General features: G+C 69.7%; 21 protein-coding genes. 14 read left to right on the forward strand and 7 right to left on the reverse strand.

Annotated elements, in window-relative coordinates; all coding sequences use genetic code 11:
* Nucleotides 1-41 precede the first annotated feature (41 nt).
* The 6 genes from IE272_RS31060 (at nt 42) to IE272_RS31085 (ending at nt 5,596) form a co-directional block, all read left to right on the forward strand.
* Entirely contained in the window at nt 42-467 is a 426-nt protein-coding gene (locus IE272_RS31060) for a DUF6507 family protein (RefSeq protein ID WP_069754008.1), read from the forward strand.
* Nucleotides 464-3,097, forward strand: coding sequence for a hypothetical protein (locus tag IE272_RS31065; protein WP_190009122.1), 2,634 nt, complete (start codon nt 464-466; stop codon nt 3,095-3,097). The genes IE272_RS31060 and IE272_RS31065 overlap by 4 nt, the downstream gene beginning before the upstream one ends.
* A gap of 12 nt (nt 3,098-3,109) precedes the next feature.
* Nucleotides 3,110-3,400, forward strand: coding sequence for a hypothetical protein (locus tag IE272_RS31070; protein WP_190009124.1), 291 nt, complete (start codon nt 3,110-3,112; stop codon nt 3,398-3,400).
* 420 nt (nt 3,401-3,820) lie between these two features.
* Nucleotides 3,821-4,567, forward strand: a complete 747-nt coding sequence (locus IE272_RS31075; RefSeq protein ID WP_308433888.1) for an immunity 49 family protein — start codon at nt 3,821-3,823, stop codon at nt 4,565-4,567.
* A gap of 47 nt (nt 4,568-4,614) precedes the next feature.
* Nucleotides 4,615-5,250 (forward strand): hypothetical protein, encoded by a 636-nt coding sequence (locus IE272_RS31080; protein ID WP_190009128.1) that lies wholly within the window; start codon nt 4,615-4,617, stop codon nt 5,248-5,250.
* A 25-nt stretch (nt 5,251-5,275) separates the two neighbouring features.
* Nucleotides 5,276-5,596, forward strand: coding sequence for a hypothetical protein (locus tag IE272_RS31085; protein WP_190009130.1), 321 nt, complete (start codon nt 5,276-5,278; stop codon nt 5,594-5,596).
* An 85-nt stretch (nt 5,597-5,681) separates the two neighbouring features.
* On the opposite strand, the gene IE272_RS31090 is transcribed toward IE272_RS31085, so the two are convergent.
* Entirely contained in the window at nt 5,682-7,106 is a 1,425-nt protein-coding gene (locus tag IE272_RS31090) for an FG-GAP and VCBS repeat-containing protein (RefSeq protein ID WP_190009132.1), read from the reverse strand.
* Between the two features lie 206 nt (nt 7,107-7,312).
* On the opposite strand from IE272_RS31090, the gene IE272_RS31095 reads away from it, so the two are divergent.
* The 6 genes from IE272_RS31095 (at nt 7,313) to IE272_RS31120 (ending at nt 12,666) form a co-directional block, all read left to right on the forward strand.
* Nucleotides 7,313-8,188, forward strand: coding sequence for a class I SAM-dependent methyltransferase (locus IE272_RS31095; protein ID WP_190009134.1), 876 nt, complete (start codon nt 7,313-7,315; stop codon nt 8,186-8,188).
* 136 nt (nt 8,189-8,324) lie between these two features.
* On the forward strand, nt 8,325-8,594 hold the full coding sequence (locus IE272_RS31100) for a DUF1905 domain-containing protein (RefSeq protein WP_050360883.1): 270 nt from the start codon (nt 8,325-8,327) through the stop codon (nt 8,592-8,594).
* Between the two features lie 132 nt (nt 8,595-8,726).
* Nucleotides 8,727-9,641 (forward strand): alpha/beta hydrolase, encoded by a 915-nt coding sequence (locus IE272_RS31105; RefSeq protein WP_190009136.1) that lies wholly within the window; start codon nt 8,727-8,729, stop codon nt 9,639-9,641.
* Nucleotides 9,642-9,864: 223 nt separating this feature from the next.
* Complete coding sequence (locus IE272_RS31110; RefSeq protein ID WP_056707077.1) at nt 9,865-10,605, forward strand: hypothetical protein; 741 nt, start codon at nt 9,865-9,867, stop codon at nt 10,603-10,605.
* Nucleotides 10,602-12,092: a serine/threonine-protein kinase gene (locus IE272_RS31115; protein WP_190009138.1), complete on the forward strand. Its 1,491-nt coding sequence runs from the start codon at nt 10,602-10,604 to the stop codon at nt 12,090-12,092. The genes IE272_RS31110 and IE272_RS31115 overlap by 4 nt, the downstream gene beginning before the upstream one ends.
* Nucleotides 12,093-12,261: 169 nt before the next feature.
* Nucleotides 12,262-12,666 carry a peptidase inhibitor family I36 protein gene (locus IE272_RS31120; RefSeq protein ID WP_056707081.1) on the forward strand — a complete coding sequence of 135 codons (405 nt, stop codon included), beginning with the start codon at nt 12,262-12,264 and terminating at the stop codon, nt 12,664-12,666.
* 115 nt (nt 12,667-12,781) lie between these two features.
* Here IE272_RS31120 and IE272_RS31125 read toward each other — a convergent pair whose 3' ends face one another.
* Nucleotides 12,782-13,366, reverse strand: coding sequence for a GNAT family N-acetyltransferase (locus IE272_RS31125; protein WP_056707083.1), 585 nt, complete (start codon nt 13,364-13,366; stop codon nt 12,782-12,784).
* 24 nt (nt 13,367-13,390) lie between these two features.
* Nucleotides 13,391-13,729 carry a hypothetical protein gene (locus IE272_RS31130; protein WP_056707085.1) on the reverse strand — a complete coding sequence of 113 codons (339 nt, stop codon included), beginning with the start codon at nt 13,727-13,729 and terminating at the stop codon, nt 13,391-13,393.
* Nucleotides 13,730-13,862: 133 nt separating this feature from the next.
* Between IE272_RS31130 and IE272_RS31135 the strand changes: the two genes are divergently transcribed.
* Together IE272_RS31135 and IE272_RS31140 are read left to right on the forward strand one after the other, a co-directional pair.
* Nucleotides 13,863-14,660, forward strand: a complete 798-nt coding sequence (locus IE272_RS31135) for a helix-turn-helix domain-containing protein (protein ID WP_190009140.1) — start codon at nt 13,863-13,865, stop codon at nt 14,658-14,660.
* Complete coding sequence (locus IE272_RS31140; RefSeq protein ID WP_057662944.1) at nt 14,617-14,862, forward strand: DUF397 domain-containing protein; 246 nt, start codon at nt 14,617-14,619, stop codon at nt 14,860-14,862. The genes IE272_RS31135 and IE272_RS31140 overlap by 44 nt, the downstream gene beginning before the upstream one ends.
* Nucleotides 14,863-14,892: 30 nt before the next feature.
* Here IE272_RS31140 and IE272_RS31145 read toward each other — a convergent pair whose 3' ends face one another.
* From IE272_RS31145 to IE272_RS31160, 4 genes are all read right to left on the reverse strand, one after another.
* The gene (locus IE272_RS31145) at nt 14,893-17,280 is read right to left on the reverse strand and encodes an excinuclease ABC subunit UvrA (RefSeq protein ID WP_050360892.1); all 2,388 of its coding nucleotides are present in this window, start codon (nt 17,278-17,280) and stop codon (nt 14,893-14,895) included.
* 178 nt (nt 17,281-17,458) lie between these two features.
* Entirely contained in the window at nt 17,459-17,872 is a 414-nt protein-coding gene (locus tag IE272_RS31150) for a VOC family protein (RefSeq protein ID WP_190009142.1), read from the reverse strand.
* Between the two features lie 10 nt (nt 17,873-17,882).
* Nucleotides 17,883-18,302 carry a helix-turn-helix transcriptional regulator gene (locus IE272_RS31155; RefSeq protein WP_007452768.1) on the reverse strand — a complete coding sequence of 140 codons (420 nt, stop codon included), beginning with the start codon at nt 18,300-18,302 and terminating at the stop codon, nt 17,883-17,885.
* A 60-nt stretch (nt 18,303-18,362) separates the two neighbouring features.
* Nucleotides 18,363-18,704: a DUF5713 family protein gene (locus IE272_RS31160; protein ID WP_190009144.1), complete on the reverse strand. Its 342-nt coding sequence runs from the start codon at nt 18,702-18,704 to the stop codon at nt 18,363-18,365.
* Nucleotides 18,705-18,921: the final 217 nt, after the last annotated feature.

The raw sequence follows: 18,921 nt of genomic DNA on the forward strand, positions 1-18,921 counted from the left end.
TGCGGGGTGGGTCGGCTTTGTTGTGCGTACGGGGGCGTGGGATGACCGGGTGGGATATCAAGCCGCAGGGTGTGCAGGGCCAGTTGAAGGTGGTCGGCGGGCACGCCGGTGAGCTGGAGAAGGCGCTGAACGCGTTGATGAAGGATCTCGGGGAGGCGGCTCAGGCGGCGGGGACGGCTGTGCCGGGCACGGCAGCCAGTACGCCGTTGCAGGGGCCGGTGGCACCGGGGCAGGCGCCGTTGTCGCGGGCGGCGACGGGGCCGGTGGCGGCCGCGCTGGGTGAGTACGCGCAGGCGCGGCAGGCCCAGCTGAAGTCGATGTCGGAGCGGATCCAGGCTGCGGTCCTGGGTGCGGCGACGGCGACGAACGAGTACGTGGAGGGTGACCTCGACACGGCGAAGCAGGCGCAGAACGCCGCCAAGTCGGTTCGTCTGGACCTGCTCAAGGACATGAGGGCCGGCCGGTGAGCGACAGTGAGCCGGTGATCCTGGAGGGCATCCCGGTCTTCACCGGGGACCTGGCCCTGCTGGACACGAAGGTGTCCGCTCTGGCCAAGGACGGGGCGAAGGTCGCCACGGCCGCGGGCGACATCCACAGCAGCTTCGGCGGTCTGCAGGCCTTCTACAAGGCCCCGGAGGCGGACCAGCTGTTCGCGACGACGAAACCGGTCGCCGACCGGGGGGCGGCGCTGAAGTCGGACCTGGCCACCATCACCGGTGCGCTCGGCACGTACTCGGACGACGCCTATCCGCTCGTCGAGAAGCTGAGGCAGCTCAAGAGGGACGCGGGTGCGTTCCTCGTCAAGGCGAACGCGGACGACGAGTGGCGCGAGGACGGCGACCTGGTCGAGGAGAACAACCGCCGCCGCGACGAGATCGCCGAGACCTGGGCCGCGTTCCAGGCGGTGGAGCGCGCCTGCTACAACAAGATCATCTCCTTGGTTCCTCACGGCACCCCGCTGACCACCGGCGACGGGTCCGGCGGCAAGGGCATGTACGGCTACGACGCCGAGGCCCTGAAGCAGGCCAAGGGTCTGCCCTGGGGCGACCCGGTCAAGGAATCCACACCCTGGTACCACATCCACGAACACACCTGGGACTTCGTCAAGGGCTTCGCTGTCGACGGCGTCTGGGCCACGGTCAAGGGGCTGGGCACCCTGGTCGGGTTCGACGGCTGGGACGCCGCGAAGCAGGCCTGGACCGGCCTGGGCAATCTCACCACCGGCGTCATCCTCACCATCGCCGCACCCCACGTCCTGTGGCTCACCCCGGAGGACAAGCTGCCGGGCTTCGCCCGCGACGCACGCAAGGCGATGACGGAGACCGGCAAAGCGCTCATCGCCTACGACCAGTGGGGCGAGAACCCGGCCCGCGCCGGCGGCGCGGTCACCTTCAACGTCCTGACGACGGTCTTCACCGGCGGCGCGGGAGGCGGGGTCTCCGGCGCCGGCAAGGCGGCGGTCGCGGCGAAGGCCCTGTCCTTCGCGAACAAGGCGGGCCGCTTCGTCGACCCGACGACGTACCTCTTCAAGGGCGCCGGCGCGGGCCTGACCAAGATCAGCGACGTCATGGCCGGCCTCAAGGGCACGGGCAGCATCGAGATCCCGTCACTGCCGCCGGGCGCGATCACCCTGCCGGACGGCGGGTTCAAACTCGCCGACGGCACCCTGCACCTGCCCGAGGGCGCGGCGCTCCCGGACGGCGCGTTCGAGATCCCGAGGAACTCGGTCAAGCTTCCAGCTGGAGCGGAGATCCCCGCCGGAGCGGTCGACCTCGGCGACGGCGTGGTCCACCTCCCCGAAGGCGTGACCCCGCCCGCAGGCTCCCTGCCGATCCAGGAAGGCGCCCTCAAACTCCCCGAGGGCACCACCGCCTTGCCCGAGGGCACCTTCAAGGACTTCGACGCCGAGGGCAACGTCGTCCACCTCGACCGTCAGGGCAACATCCTCGGGGAGGACGGCACCCTCAAGCAGCACCACACGGCCGCCCAACGCGAGAACCCGACGGACGGCGCTTCCGTCAGGACGGACGCGGACAGCCCCCTGCCCCGCACCCCTGCCGAACAGTCGGCCCTCGTGGGCGCGGGCGCACGCGGCGGCAGCAACACGGTACGGCTGGGCTCGGACCTGGGCGACACGGGGCGGATCGGCGACGATCTCGGCCGGACGGGCAACGACGCCGCGAACCTCGACAGGGCTCCGGGCGGAACGGCGAACAACCTGCCGGCCAACAGCGTGGACAACGGCGCGCCCGGCGGTGGTTCGCGCGGCGGCCAGGGCGGCGATCTGCCTGCGAACAGCGTGGACGGTGGCGGCCCCGCGGGCACCGGCGGCCGCGACATTCGCGGGGGCACCGGCACCCATGCGTCGGACGGAGGAACCGCCTCCCACGACAACACCCCTGCAACAGGCGGTGACGGTGGCGGCTCAGGCATCCCTCACCAGGGTGGCAACGGGGGCCACGACACTCCGGGTGGCTCCGATGCAGGCAGCCCTGACGATGCACCCAACTCGTCGCCCGGTGATGCCGGAGACAAGCCGATGGACCCCAAGGTGGTCGACGAACGCATCAAGGAGTTGGACGATCGGCAAGGCGGCCAAGGGCATGCGCCAGGCCGCCACCTCCACCCAGATGACCAGGCGTTGGCCGACCGACTCGGTTCAGTACTCCGAGACAGTAACGGGGCGCCGAAGCTGTACGGGCCGAACTCCAACTATCCGGGACTGGTCAAGTCCGAGAACAACATCGACCCGTTGACCGGTACCGCAGTGGACGGTGTGACCGGCCGTGCGCACCGCGTCGGCGCCTTCGCGACGCGTTTCGACAATGCGGAAGACATGGTGCGCGCCGACGCCTACTTCCGCGACGAGATGGCACGTACCGGGAAAGTTTCCGGGGAGACGTCAATCGAGGACGTACTCGGGTCCGAAGCCTCGAAAAATTTTACAGGCTACTATCGCGACCCGGCCAACCTTGACGAATTCAAGTCGGTGGACTTCAAAGGCGGAACTATCGTACCGGTGTACCATCAACTCCCCGACGGACAGTATCGCCTGCATACCATGTTTGCCAATCCGGCCCCCGGCCGCCATCCGTAAGGAATCATTTCAATGGACACGGATTTCAGGAATTTCTTCCGAGTATATCTGGATCTTGAGCGAGGGTACGAGAATACAGGCGAATTGAGGCCTACATTGCTAAGCTTCAGCGATTCCTACGTGAAATTGATTCGCGAGGGATTCGAGCAGATTATGGCGGACGACACCTTCGGGCCGGACGAGTATGAAAGGCTGACCGACATCGAATTCCCCGACAGGGAAACTCTTCACACCTATCTCCGCAACATGTACGACTACCTGTTCAATGATGCACCGGAACAGCCGATGCCACCGGGCTACTAATACTCCTACGCGAAGTATTGAACTTTGATCCACCGCGTGAATTCTAATCAGGTGAAGTCAAGGACTACACCCCAACCACCTTGAGCGATCACACACCACGGGACCTTAAAGCACCCAGAACATCAGGAAGCGAAAATTTCCAGGTCTGGGTCTGTCAAGACGACGGTTCAAATTCGCCGAGGCTGCCCTGCACCTACCTGAGGACGCGACCGCGCCGGAGGCGGCGTTCACAATATTAAGGAACCCTCAAAGGTGCAGGCAAAGGCGGCTAGACCGCCTACTTTGACCGCAAGGAACTCTCCCGTGATTGAGATCATCACTCGGCACACTCTGCCTTCCGGGCCCGACGCCGAGCAGTTTGCGGAACGTCTGAGTAAGCGCGTATCCAAGCGCATTGAAGACCTCGAAGATTCCACAGACATGATCGACTTCGCTTTTAGCACTGCGTCTTCAGCCATGTGTGCACATTGCGTAGCAGACCCCAGGGCAGCAGCAGTTGAGACATGGGAGTCGACAGTCAATTCGATGCAACTTGGGGCGGCGCTCTTCGCTGTAACCTATTCGACGGAGGGAACCGTCGAGTGCCGCATCGACCGAAAGCAGAGGTCTCTCCCCGTTCCCGCGTCCCGTCCGACGGCTGATGCGGGCACCTGGCTGTCGGCTTTCTGGCTGGCCGTCATCTGCCGCGACCAGGAACGCCTGACCCAGCTCAGCGAGATTCCCCTGGAGCGGCTGCGCTCACCCGAGGGCTCCTACGACGAGTACATCTACCACTGGGTCGACGCCCTCCAGACCTGGTGGCTCCGCCGACCCGACCTCGCGGACAAGCTCATCGCCACCATCGAGGCATCCGACCCGGCCGTCGCCCGCATCGCACCACAAGACCTGCTCCAGGCCGTGCTCTACCCGCCGATCAACCTCTTCTACCACTACGTCCGCAACGATCGGGGCGGCTTCGCGCCCGCCCTCGCAGACTCGCTCAAACTCCACAGGACCTACTGGACCCTCAACGAGGACCGCGCCACGGACATCGACGGCAGCATCGCACTCGGCCCCCTCGCCATCGCCTGCCTCGCCTACGACGCCGACTTCCCCCTCGATATCGAATCCGACTACCTCCCCAAGCACCTCCTCCAGCGCACCTGGCTCGGCGAATTCCCCACCTGATCCCCCAGGACCACAAGCGGTACCGGCGACCTTCTACCCTTTTCGCCATGGGCATGTGCATCGATGTGCTGATCGTCGACTGGGACTACCTCATGTCGGTACCGGAGGATCAGCACTACGCCGTGCTGCACGAGGCCGGCACCTCGGTGGACGAGGAGTGGTGGGACGCCGAGCCGAACCGTCCGTCGTCTGTCGGGCCTCAGTGGTTCTGGCCCTCTCCCCCGGCCGTCGGCTGGTTCGGAAAGTTCGACTTCGGGGACGTCGGCTACTCGTACAAGGATCACTTCTGGGCGGGTGAGCGGTGGGAGGAGATCCGGTCGTTCGTCGAGCCGGGGCTGCGCTCGGCCGTGGACCGTTTCATCGATCCTCTCTTCTGGGGCGGGCTTGAGTACATGCCCGATCAGGACGCCGACGCCCCGTCGACCGTGTCCGCAGGTGAGTCCAGTGCGCCCTCGGACCATCTGTCGTGGTGCCGGCCGGCAGCCGTTTCCTCGCTGAAGCGTCTCTGGGATTTCGTCGGCCCTGAACTGAGCTTGCTGAGGAGCCCGTTCGGCCAGCACTCCCGCGCCGACTTCGGACGGATCAATGACTTCGACACGTTCGTCGAGCTGCTCCGGGGATGGGGCGACGTCATCGACCGAGCCGAGCTGCGTGGTTGGGGCGTCGTCGGGCTGCGGTGCTGAGGTCGGGCGTGGAACGATGCCCGGCGTGAGCGGATGGATGAGCCGGAGCCGTACGCCCCGGTCGACGGTGGTCGTGGTCTGGGTGATCGCGGCTGCGCTGGTCCTCGTGGGCGGTGTCGCGCATGTCGCCGATCTCGTACGCCATGGCTTGTGGCCCTACGCATGGGCCCCCGGCCGGCTCAACCTCTACTGGTCGTCGCTCGCGGTCCTCGATCCGCTTGCCGCCTTCTTCCTGCTCCGCGGCAAGCGGATCGGCCTCGACCTAGCCTGCGGTGTCATGGTGACCGACCTTGCGGCCAACCTGCACGCCGCATACGGTCTCCGCGACACTGGGCTCCTCGCCTAGCCGGGGCTTCAACGGGTTGCCGTTTTCGCCTTGTTCGTGCTCGGGTCGGCGCCCTTCGTGCGCCGGAGGCTCGGGCAGGAACCCCTCACCCCAACCACCACCCGAAGCGGACCGCCGACGGCGTCACGCCCAGGCTCGACTCGCCGAAGGAGACGCTGCCCTTCGTGACCGGGCCCGTGCGGCTGCCCTTGAGGAGCCAGACGCCGCCCTGGCCGGTGTTCTCGCCGGGGGCGGCCAGGGCCAGTGTGGCCGGTACGCCCTTGGCCGGGGCCACCACGTGGACCTCGCCGCCGAACGCGTCGCCCGTCTCGTCGACGCCGGGGATGTTCGCCGTGGACTGGCCGATCACCTTCGTGTCGGCCCCCGTGATGCCCGAGGCGCGGCCCTTGAAGACCAGGACGCCGCCGGCGTCCTTGGCCGTGTCCACGTCCTCGCCCGGCAGGCCCACGACGACCTCGCCGTAGCCGTCGCCGTCCAGGTCTCCCACCGAGGCGCTCGCGCCCATGGCGTCGCCCCTCTCGTCGGCGCCCGGCACGCCTGCGGTGGCCTGGGTGATCCACTTCGGCTTCACGGCGGTGTTCTGGCCCTTGGGGCCTCCGAGGACGACCGCCACCGCGCCGCCCTTGCTCGGGAAGTCCACGTCGCTGTCCATGCCGGTGGGCTGCCGGGTGAAGACCAGGTCTGGGTACGCGTCGCCGTTGACCGAACCGACCGTCACCGTGGAGTGCTCCAGGTACGTCCCCGGCGCGGTGACGATGGGCGTGTACGTGAAGCCCGTGCCCGTCGACAGGTACAGCGACCGCCCGCCGCAGTCCGGCTCGTCGTCGCAGCCGCTGCTCACCAGCAGGTCGTCCTTGCCGTCGTTGTTCATGTCCACGGCCTGCACGCCCTCGTAGACGGTGACGCCGCCGGCGGTGAGCGCCGTGCGGGTGTTGCCGACCGAGCCGTCCGCGCCGATGCTCTCGTCCAGGACGATCTTCCCCTCCCATTCGGTGCGGTCGATCCCGGCCGCGTCCGTCCGGCCGTCGCCGTCGAAGTCGCCCAGCGCGTACCCCTGGCCCCGGTACTCGACGGCCCGGGTGCCGAGGCCGCTCGTGCCGCCGAACAGGATGATCCGCGGGCCGTTGCCGGCCGAGACCAGCAGGTCCGTGTAGCCGTCGCGGTCGATGTCGGCGGGCGTTCCCGCGCCGAAGCGGGCGTTCGCCGCGGCCGAGCCGGGGACGCCGGAGGTGTTCTGGTTGATCACCTGGTGCCGGGCCGGGCCGATGCCCTTCGCGTCGCCCGGGTAGACGACCAGGTACCCCGCCTTCTTGAGGCCGGACACGGTCCCGTCGGGCACCGAGGCGTACATGTCCTCGTACCCGTCCCCGTTGAAATCGACCTGCTGACGAGCGGCGGAGGCCGGCGCGGCCGCCGCCACCGACGTACCGGAGAAGGCCGGTACTGCGGCCGTCGTGGCCGCGAGCGTCACGAAGATCGCCGAAGCGGTACGGAGTCGAGAAGTCTTCATCGGTTGGTCATCCCCCTGTTGCGCACACATGCCCGTGTGCTCACGTGCTCATGTGCTTAGGAAGACCATTCGGGCAGCGAATGGTTGCCCGCTCCGGTGCACTCCGGACCCGATTCCTTTGCGTAGGAGGGTGGCTCCGGAGCCATCTTCTTGCGTTGTTGGCAAGCTGACATGCATCTGGCGCAAGAACCCGTACGCTCGATTTCATGGCTCACGAACACCAGCACCAGCACCAGCACGGACATGGGGCTCACTCCCACGCCCCCGCCGCGGCGACGCCGAACGGTCTCCCCGAGATCCTCGACCTCGACGCCGCCCTCTTCGCGCCCCACCTGACCGCTCTCACCGGCCGTATCGCCTGCCTCGCCGGTGACGACGTCCGGAACATCGTCGACCTCGGCTCGGGCACCGGGACCGGCACGTTCGCCCTGCTGGAGCGGTTCCCGACCGCCCGGGTGACCGCTGTCGACAGCTCCCCCGCGATGCTGGAGCGGCTCGCCTCGGCGGCCCGGGACCGGGGGCTCGGCGATCGTGTGCACACGCTGGAGGCCGACGCCGGTGAGGGGCTGCCCGGGGTCGTCGACGCCGACCTCGTCTGGGCGTCGGCGTCCCTGCACCACCTGGACGACCCCGCCACCGCCCTGGCCGGCATCCGTGCCGCGCTGCGCCCCGGAGGGCTGCTGGCTGTCGCGGAGGTGGACGGGATGCCGACCTTCCTGCCCGAGGGCGGGGAGCCGGGTGCGCTGGAGAGCCGCTGCCGGGAGGCCCTCGACGGTCTGCACGCCGAGCAGTTGCCGCACCGGGGGGCCGACTGGGGCTCCTTGCTGGCGACCGCCGGCTTCTCCGTCGAGCAGGAACGCGCCGAACCGTGGGAGCTGCGCGCCCCGCTTCCCGAGGGGGCGGGCCGGTACGCCTATCTCGTCTTCGAGCGCATCCGCGACAACCTGGTCGGGCGCGTCTCGCCGGAGGACCTGGCCGCGCTCGACCGGCTCATCGACGGCGGGCCCGAGGACGTACGCCACCGGGGCGACCTCGTCGTACGGTCGACCCGCGAGACGTGGATGGCCCGCCGCCCCGCCTGAGCCGGGCCCCGGCCCGGACGGCGTCGGCCCTGGCAGGTGGCCGCGATGAGTTTCCCCGGCCGCCCCGGTCCTACTGGTGGACGGCATCGGCAACAGCCCATGCGCATCGAAAGTTCCCGGACAGGCGGTATCCACGATGGACAAGCAGTTCACCGCGACCCTGCGGAAGAGCCCGGAGAAGGGTGGCTGGACCTACGTCGTGTGGCCCGAGTCTGCCGAGTTCTTCGGCACCCGTGGCCTGGTGAAGGTCCGGGGCACCATCGACGGCCATCCGTTCCGCAGTTCGTTCATGGCTCTGGGCGACGGCACCCACAAGCTGCCGGTGAAGGCGGACGTGCGCAGGGCGATCGGCAAGGAGGAAGGGGACAGCGTGACCGTCCGTCTGGAGGAACGGTTGGACGCCTGACCTCCGGAGCGATCGCCCTGTCGTGGCAGCGGCGATCACGGCAGCCGCGACGAACCGACCAGCACCATCCGCCGCTACATTGTCAGCCGGGCACAGGCAGGACCAGGCAGGGCGACGGATAGGGAGCGACGCGTGCGATTCGCGCTGGAAGCACTGCTGGTCGACGTGCCGGCCGAGCAGGTCGCCGAGGCCCGTGCCTTCTACCGGTCGAGGGTGGCGGGCCGCGGGCCCGCATCGTTCGAGGAGCTGAAGGAGGCCCGCGCGAAGAAGCCCGCTCCTCGTGCCACCGTTCCGCCTGCCGTCGAAGAGACGGTCGAAGCCGCCGGAGTACGCGTCCCGGTCCGGATCTTCCTTCCCTCCGGGGGCCCGCCCCGGGCCGTCTACCTGGGCATCCACGGCGGCGGCTTCTACATGGGCTCCGCGGCGCAGGGCGACGAACGCCACCGCGAGCTCGCGGACGCCCTGCGCATCGCGGTCGTCGGCGTCGACTACCGGCTCGCGCCCGAGCACCCCTGGCCGGCCGCACCCGACGACTGCGAAGCCGCGGCGCTCTGGCTCATCGAGGAGGCCGAGGCCCGTTTCGGGACCTCCAGGCTCGCGATCGGCGGAAGCTCCGCCGGGGCCACCCTCGCCCTGGCGACCCTGCTCCGGCTGCGGGACCGGGGTGTCGTCGACCGGTTCACCGGGGCCGCGCTCCGCTTCGGTACGTGGGACCTGAGTGCGGGAACCCCGGGCGGCCGCCTCATCGCCGACGAGTACTTCCTCCAGGCGTACGCCGGCCACGTGGCCGACCGCACCCTTCCCGACATCTCCCCTCTCTACGCCGACCTGTCCGGGCTTCCCCCGGCACTGCTGGTCGTGGGCAGCGAGGACGTGCTGCTGGAGGACAACCTGACGCTGGCGGGCCGGTTGTCGGCGGCCGGCAACGACGTGGAGCTCCGCGTCTATCCCGCGTCGCCCCACGGCTTCACCGGCCATCCCACCGCCCTCGCCGCCACCGCGCTCGACGGCGTCAACTCCTGGCTGCGCGACCGCATCACGTCCTGACGGAGCACCACGCACCCACCCTGGGACAATGCCAACGGCCTTCACTAGCACGGCCGTTCGGCCTCCCCGGCCGCCCCGGCACTGACGTTCGGGGGGACGCGCCGTGTCGGGGCAAAGCTTCGCGATCCGCACGATGTCTCCCCTACTCTGCCCCCTGTCCGCCGGGGAGGTCTGCGGGAGGGCGCCGGAGGGCAGCCCTCACCATCGGGGAGGGGACGGATCCGTGCACAGCATCATCGTCGTACCACCGGCTTGCGCCGGGCCGCACGACCAGATCAGGATCGCCACAGGGGACCGGCTCACCTTCGGCAGGGCATCTGCCGGCGGCGGCCTCGCCATCGCGCACGAAGGAGTACCCCGGGCCGCCGGGGAGATCACCGCCCACCTGGCCTTCTGGCTGCTCAGCAACCTCAGCGAGGACCAGACCTACGTCGTCGAGAACCCGGAGGGCGCGGGCGAGCACATCAAGGTCGCCCCGGGCCGGGTGGACGCCCCGGTGCCGTTCGAGTTCTCACGCGTGGTCCTGCCCGCGGCGGGCGACCTGCTCGCCTTCGACGTCTGGGCGCCGCGCCACGCCTTCCGCAGCGTCGCACGCAGCGGACTCGCCGGGGACCTGACGGCCCCGGCGTTCGCCCTCGACCGGACCAAGCGGTACTTCGCGGTGCTGACCGCCCTGTGCGAGCCCCGGCTGCGCGGCGAGCCGCACGCGCCCCTCCCGGCGGTCGAGCAGTTGGTGGAGCGCCTACGGCCGGTGTGGCCGACGGTCACCCGGAGCGCGGTCTACTGGAACATCGACTACCTGGCCGTCAAGTTGCGCCTACGGACCGACGCGGACGGGTGCGGACCCGCACGGCGTGCCAACGGGAAGAAGGACTCCCTGGTCTCGCTCGCGCTGCGCTTCGACCTCGTCCACGAGGGCGACCTGGCCGTCCTGGGCGCGGCCCGGTCCGAGGTGGCCGGATGACCGGTCGGCACCCGCACCCGGTCCTGGTCCCGCACGGCTACCGCATCGGGAACTGGGAGGTGCGGGAGCCCTTGGCGTCCGGGGCCTTCGCGACCGTCTACGCGGGCAGGGCCGCCGCCGGGGCGGATCCGGCCCTGCCTCGCCGGGCCGCCCTCAAGTTCCTGCCGACCGGCACGCGCACCCCGCGCCAACTGCGCCACCTCCGCGAACTCTCCGAACGCGAGGTGGAGGTGCTGGCCCGGCTGCGGACCCCCCGCCTCATCCGCATGTTCGAGACGCTGACCGTCGACGACCCGGACCACCCGGAGCTGGACGGGGCCACCGTCATCGTCCTGGAGCGGGCGGAGGGCTCCCTGGACTCCGTGCTCGCCCACGACCCGAGACCGGCGTCGGGGCCCGCGATGCTGGCGCAGGTCTGCGAGGGCCTGTACCAGTTGCACCGCGCGGGCTGGGTCCACGGCGACCTGAAGCCGGCCAACGTGCTGCTCATGGGGGACGGTTCGGTACGTCTGGCCGACTTCAACATGGCGGCGGAGCTGCACGGCACCCACGCCTACGCCCCCGCTTTCGCCACGCCCGACTACACCGCGCCGGAGCTGCTCTGGCCGGAGATGGACGAGCGGGGCGCCCGGGTGCGCCCGTCCGCCGACATCTGGGCCTTCGGCGTCTTCGCACACCTCGTCCTGTCCGGAACGTTCCCGCTGCCCGGCGGCAGCACGGAGGCCCGCGCCGACGCGGCGACCCGCTACGCACGCGGCGCCGAGGAGCTGCGCCTCTCCCCCGGACTCCCCGAACCCTGGCGGCGGATCGTCCTGGCCTGCCTGGCCCCCACCCACGCACGGCGCATCACCGCCGAGCCCCTGCTCCGGCTCGTGGAGCGCGCGGCGGACGTCCCGCGCTCGGCCCGTCTGCCACGCTTGCGCGCCCCCTTCCGGCACCGGCATCCGGTGGTGGCCGCGCTGCTGGCCGCCGCACTGGTACTCCCGGCATCGCTGGTCGGCGGGGGGTACGCGTACGTCCATTACGACGACGGGACACCGGTGTACGAAGCGCTGCCGGCGGCATCGAGGGCCCCGACCCGGTCGGGCGGCGCGACGTCGTTCGGCTATCACCGCTGCCCGCCCGACAGCGTCTGCTTCTTCAGCGAGCACAACGGCAACGGCGAGATGTGCGACTGGCGGGGCGACGACGCGGACTGGCCGGCGGGGGACCGCCCGTGCGCGTGGGCGGGCGGCGGGCCGGTCCGCTCGATCTTCAACAACCTCGCGGACGGCCGGAAGCGCCGCGACGTGGCCTACTACCGGGGCTCGGACTTCGAGCCCGCCGGCTTCGACCGCACTCGGGAGGCCCAGCGCACCGGCTGCACGAAGCACCAGGCCATGGGCAACCTGGCGGGCACGTACGCGCCGCGCTCGCACCGGCTGGTCGCCAGCTGCGCTGCCGGGGAGTCGTCGACGGTGGGGCGCATCCTGTCCGTGCTGGACTGAGCCCCGGCCGGCGGATCCAATGGCTCCGGCCGACCCTGGAATGTTCGAGGTGCCGCTCACGGCCGTCGCGCTCCAGCATGGTGCCTGCGCCGCCGCAGTGGACGGCGGCGCGTACATCGGGGGAACGCACACCAGACCCCTCCAGCACCATCGACCAGGAGGACGATCCATGAAGCATGTACGCGCACTGCGGAGCAAGGCCGGTCTCGTCGCGGGGGTGACGCTGCTCGCCGGCGTCGGCCTCGGGGCCGCCACCGTCCCCGCCCAGGCGAAGGCCCTCGCCTACAGCTGCCCCGAGGGGGACGTCTGCTTCTACACGGGCGACAACGGCACCGGCGAACGGTGCAACTGGGACGGCTTCGACAGCGACTGGCGCAACGGCGCCATCCAGTGCTCGTGGGCCGCGGACAAGAACGTCAGGTCCATCTACAACAACGGCACCAGCGGCAAGGCCGTCGTCTACTACAGCGGCGCCAACTACCAGACGCGCAAGGGCTGCACGACCAGCGGCAACAAGGGCAACCTCGCGGGCACCTACAAGCTGCGCTCCCACAAGTGGGTCACCAGCTGCTGAACCATCCCGCGCGTCCCTGCGCATTCCTGTGAATCCCTGCGGCGGGCCTCCCCGAAAGGTGGGCGGCCCGCCGTCCCCGTCGCCCAGCACCCCGCGCAGAGGGGTCGACGACAGGTCAGTCGCCCCGAACCCGGGCGTGCAGGTGCATGTCGTGCCGGCCGTCGTCGTGAACGGCCGCGTTGCGCTTGGTGCCTTCCAGGCGGTAGCCGGCCTTCGTGGCGACCCTGCACGAGACGTGGTTGCGTGTCGAGTGGTCCAGCTCCAGGCGGTGGAAGCCGATGTCGTCCAGCGCCCACGCGCTGACCGCCGCGAGTGCTCGGGAGGCGACCCCCGCGCCGCGTGCGTCCGGGAGCACCCAGTACGCCGCGTTCGCGATGCCGTCGTCGAAGTCCAGGCCGCGCAGCGCCATCCGGCCGAGCACCTCGCCGCTGTCGCGGGCGACGGCCCAGTGGCAGCCCTTCTCGCGCTCCCAGTCCCGGCGGTACCCGGCGAACCACTCCTGGACCTGGGCCTCGGTCGACGGCCGGTGCGTGTGCCAGCGGCGGGTCTCCTCGTCCTGGTAGGCGGAGAGGTACGCCGCCGCGTCCTCCCGCTCCCAGGGGCGCAGCAGCAGGCCGCCGGTGGCCGGGAGTACGGGCTGCGGTGCGCCGGCGAGGCAGCCCGTGGCCATGGCGGGCGGTGTCGACAGAGCGCGATCCATGGCCCCATCATCACCCGCAACACCTCACGGCCGCAGCCGGACCAGCCCCGGGCCCGACGGGTGACCGGGCTCGAAGGCGTCGGGAATCCCCAGCCTCAGGCCCCGGCTCCGGGCGACCCTGTGGACGTCCCTCAGGGAGTGCGTCAGGGCGGCCGCGACGTGGCGGAGCTGGACCGCCGTGGACCGGTCGTCCTCGACCATGTCGTCGGCGTGGTCGAGGAGTTCGTACGCCATGCCGAGCTGCATGGCCTCGACCCGGTCCGCCGTACGCGAGACCTGTCCGTCGCCCGCGACGTAACAGGGCCTGCCCTCCACTCCGGCCCAGGGGAGCAGGCGCGCGGCGTTCTGGGGCTGTTCGTTCATGGGGGCGTCAACTCCGTGTGCGGTGGGGGTGAATTCTTCGCTGCGTAGCGATCCACTCACAGCGTGCGATGGGCGCGGCTAGGCTCGCCAGGGGGTACGGGGTGACATCGCGCTCGTCGCATGGGAGTTGGATGTGAGTAATACCTATGGCACATGGTTGAAGTCGCAGCGTGAAGCGGCCGGGCTGACGCAGCAGCAACTCGCGGACATGGCGATCATGACGCGGTCGCATATCTCGCACATCGAGGCGGGGCGTCGCATGCCGAGCGAGGAGGACGCCCTGCGGCTGGACAGGGCGCTGGGTACAGGGGATGTACTGACCACTTTCCGGCCCCAGACAGATGACCGTTCCGTCGCGGAACGATTCAAGGCTGCTCGGAAGCTTGAGGAACAGGCGACGTTCATCCGCGAGTTCGCCATCGCCTATTTTCCTGGAATCCTCCAGACGCGCCGGTACGCGGATGCGGTGCTGGGCACAGCGTTTCCGCCGTACAGCGATGAGGAACGTGACAAGGCCGTCGTCTCACGACTGGAGCGGGCCAAAGTCCTGGAGCGCCCCACGTCGCCCGTAGTCTGGGCGGTGCTGGACGAAGCTGTCCTCCGGCGCGTGGCGGGGAGTGCGGACATCATGGCGGAACAGATCATGCACGTGGTGCGTCTGGCCGAGCGTGGCCGAATCCGCGCCCATGTGCTGCCTCTGGGCGGTCCCATCTGCAATCTGCACCAGAGCATGGTGACGCTGATGCACTTCGAGGATCAGCCACCGGTGGCGTACTCCGAAGGCACGCAGGTGGCCAAGGTGCACGATGCACCGCACTTGGTCGAGCGGATCGAGGCCACCTACGCTCTGGCCATGAGCGACGCGCTGTCCCTCCCCGAGTCACTGAATGTGCTCAGGGCAGCGGCGAAGGAGTACGGATACCGTGAGTGAAGACACCAACCCGCTCACCGCCTGGCGGAAGTCGTCGTACAGCGGCCCTGACAAAGACAGCTGCCTCGAAGTCCAGGACCACCACCCCACCGCCGTCCCCGTCCGCGACTCCAAGGTCCCCGGCGGGCCCGCCCTGCTCATCCCCGCCGCCGGGTGGACCTCCTTCGTGGACGCGGTCAAGCGCGGGGCCCTTTCCGCCTGACCCGGAAGACAGGCGGAAAGGGCCCGGGCCTCACTCCCCCACGTACTCCGCCAGGTGCTCGCCCGTCAGTGTGGAGCGGGCGGCGACCAGGTCGGCAGGGGTGCCCTCGAAGACGATCTGCCCGCCGTCGTGGCCGGCGCCGGGGCCGAGGTCGATGATCCAGTCGGCGTGGGCCATCACCGCCTGGTGGTGCTCGATGACGATCACCGACTTTCCGGATTCGACGAGGCGGTCCAGCAGGCCGAGCAGCTGCTCGACGTCCGCGAGGTGCAGGCCGGTGGTCGGTTCGTCGAGGACGTAGACGCCGCCCTTGTCGCCCATGTGCGTCGCCAGCTTCAGGCGTTGGCGTTCGCCGCCGGACAGGGTGGTGAGCGGCTGGCCGAGGCTCAGGTAGCCCAGGCCGACGTCCACGAGGCGGTCGAGGATCTTGTGCGCGGCCGGGATGGCCGCCTCTCCGGAGCCGAAGAACTCCTCGGCCTCGGAGACCGACATGGCGAGGACCTCGCTGATGTCGCGGCCGCCCAGGTGGTAGTCCAGGACCGAGGCCTGGAACCGCTTGCCCTCGCAGTCCTCGCAGGGGCTGGAGACGCTCGCCATCATGCCGAGGTCGGTGAAGATGACGCCCGCGCCGTTGCAGGTGGGGCAGGCGCCCTCGGAGTTGGCGCTGAACAGGGCGGGCTTCACGCCGTTGGCCTTGGCGAAGGCCTTGCGGATCGGTTCGAGGAGGCCCGTGTACGTCGCCGGGTTGCTGCGGCGGGAACCCTTGATCGGGCTCTGGTCGACCGAGATGACGTTCTCGCCCGCCGGGATCGAACCGTGGACGAGCGAGCTCTTTCCGGAGCCGGCGACGCCGGTGATGACGGTGAGCACACCGAGCGGGATGTCGACGTCGACGTCGCGGAGGTTGTGCGAGGTCGCGCCCCGGATCTCCAGCGCGCCGGTGGACTTGCGCACCTCGTCCTTGAGGACGGCCCGGTCGTCGAGGTGGCGGCCGGTGACGGTGTCGGAGGCGCGGAGTCCTTCCAGGGTGCCTTCGAAGCAGACGGTGCCGCCTGCCGTACCGGCCCCGGGGCCGAGGTCGACGACGTGGTCGGCGATGGCGATGGCCTCGGGCTTGTGCTCCACGACCAGGACCGTGTTGCCCTTGTCGCGCAGGCGCAGCAGGAGGTCGTTCATGCGCTGGATGTCGTGCGGGTGCAGACCGATGGTGGGCTCGTCGAAGACGTACGTGACGTCGGTCAGCGAGGAGCCGAGGTGGCGGATCATCTTGACGCGCTGTGCCTCGCCGCCGGACAGGGTGCCGGAGGGGCGGTCCAGGGCGAGGTAGCCGAGGCCGATCTCCACGAAGGAGTCGAGGGTCTGCTGGAGGGCTTCGAGGAGCGGGGCGACGGAGGGTTCGTCCAGGCCGCGGACCCATTCCGCGAGGTCCCTGATCTCCATCGCGCAGGCGTCGGCGATGGAGATCTTCTTGATCTTCGAGGAGCGCGCGCCCTCGGTGAGCCGGGTTCCCTCGCACTCGGGGCAGGTGGTGAAGGTGACCGCCCGGTCGACGAACTCCCGGATGTGGGGCTGCATCGACTCGCGGTCCTTGGACAGGAACGACTTCTGGATCTTGGGGATCAGGCCCTCGAAGGTGAGGGTGGAGCCCTCGACCTTCACCTTGGTCGGCTCCCGGTAGAGGAAGTCCTGCATCTCCTTCTTGGTGAACTTGGCGATCGGCTTGTTCGGGTCGAGGAAGCCGGAATCCGCGTAGATCCGCACGGTCCACCAGCTGTCCGACTTCCAGCCGGGGATGGTGAACGCGCCCTCGGCGATCGACTTGGAGTCGTCGTAGAGCTGGGTGAGGTCGATGTCGGAGACCGATCCGCGGCCCTCGCAGCGGGGGCACATGCCGCCGGTGCGGCTGAAGGTCGCCTTGACGGCCTTCTTGTTGCCGCGCTCGACGGTGATCGCGCCGCTCGCCGTCACGGAGGGGACGTTGAACGCGAATGCGCCGGGCGGGCCGATGTGCGGCTTGCCCAGCCGGCTGAAGAGGATGCGCAGCATGGCGTTGGCGTCGGTGGCGGTGCCGACCGTGGAGCGGGGGTCGCTGCCCATCCGCTGCTGGTCGACGATGATCGCGGTCGTCAGCCCGTCGAGGACGTCGACGTCGGGCCGCGCCTGCGTGGGCATGAAGCCCTGGACGAAGGCGGGGTAGGTCTCGTTGATCAGCCGCTGGGACTCCGCGGCGATCGTGGCGAAGACCAGTGAGCTCTTGCCCGAGCCGGAGACCCCGGTGAACACCGTCAGCCGGCGCTTCGGGAGCTCGATGCTGACGTCCTTCAGGTTGTTCTCCCGCGCACCGTGCACGCGGATCAGGTCGTGGCTGTCGGCAGCGTGCGGCGCGGGCGGCTGCGGGGTCTTCGTTCTCGGAGCCATGCTCGTCGTCTCTCCATAACTGGCCGTTACTGGTGCGCGGAGCCTGCTGGTGCGGGAGCCCTGCTGGTACGGCTGGTGCGGCTTGGTGCGGGCGCCCGCCGGTGCGCGGAGCCTACTGGTCGTGCGTGAGGGCCGGGGCCTGTTTCGGCCCCGGCCCCTGCGGGCTGGTGGGCGGGTGCTACTTCTTGGCCTGGGTGATGCGCAGCATGTTGCCGGAGGGGTCCCGGAAGGCGCAGTCGCGGACGCCGTACGGCTGGTCGATCGGCTCCTGGCGCACCTCTCCGCCTGCCGCGCGGACCTTCTCGAAGGCCGCGTCCACGTCTTCGGAGGAGAGGATGACACCGCGCAGCATGCCCTTGGCGAGCAGCTCGGCCATGGTCTGGCGGTCGGCGGCCGGGGCGTTCGGGTCCGCGAGCGGCGGTTCGAGGACGATCTCCACGTCCGGCTGGGCGGGGGACCCGACGGTCACCCAGCGCATGCCTTCGAATCCGACGTCGTTGCGCACCTCCATTCCCAGGGCGTCGCGGTAGAAGGCGAGCGCCTTGTCGTGGTCGTCGACGGCGATGAAGCACTGCGAGAGTTTGATGTCCATGCATTTCACGCTACGGGCGGGGCCTGCGATCCGCTTCTCCATTCCTGACCGGTCGGGTGAGCATCTTGGCGACGCACGCCGGAATGGTCTCGCCCGCGTCGTGGGGGCGGGCCCGGTAGGCGCTCGGGCTCTCGCCGACCAGCTCGGTGAAGCGGGAGCTGAACGATCCGAGCGACGTACAGCCGACGGCGAAGCAGACGTCCGTGACCGACAGGTCGCCCCGGCGCAGCAGTGCCTTGGCCCGCTCGATGCGGCGGGTCATGAGATAGCTGTACGGGGTCTCGCCGAAGGCGGCCCGGAAGCTGCGGGAGAAGTGGCCCGCCGACATCAGGGCGTCCCGGGCCAGGGAGGGGACGTCGAGCGGTTCGGCGTACTCGCGGTCCATGCGGTCGCGGGCCCGGCGCAACCGGGCCAGGTCCTCCAGCCTCACTCCCTCACCCTCCCACGCCCGCCGGCGCCCGGCCCGTCCTCCCGCGGCGGCGGAACCCGATCACCACTCGCGCTCGGCGATCAGCTGCTCCGGGTCCGCGTCCGTGAAGCCGTACGCCGTCGCGATGATCCAGAAGGCCTCGCCTATCTCCTCGCGGGCGACCGTCTCGATCTCGCTGCCCGCCGCCTCGAACTCCGCCTCCAGGTCGTTGAAGGCCAGGGTCGGCGCGACGGTCAGGGCGTACAGGGCGGTGAGGTCCTCGGGCTTCTCGGCCTCGATCCGCTCGCACAGGGCGCGCAGGACCGCCGTGCCCTTGTCCAGGACGTGGTCGGGGAAATAGTCGTCCTCGTACAGCAGGGCCAGGAACGTGTACTCCGCCAGCTGCTCGCGCGTGATGGTCACGGTGGTCTCCCGAATACGTCCGTACGTTCGCACGTTCCTTCGCCGTCGTTCCGATCCTCCCCCACACCACTGACAATCGGCCCGCACACGGGGTCCGGGCCGGTGTCCACCGGCTCTCCGCGTGCCGAGCATCACCCTGGACAGCGACCACAACCGGCGGGTAACTTCGAAGGAAGTCTGAGCAAGCGCTTAGCCGAGATCGAATCGACTGCCGACC

It is taken from the genome of Streptomyces anulatus (genome assembly GCF_014650675.1).
Taxonomy (GTDB): domain Bacteria; phylum Actinomycetota; class Actinomycetes; order Streptomycetales; family Streptomycetaceae; genus Streptomyces; species Streptomyces anulatus.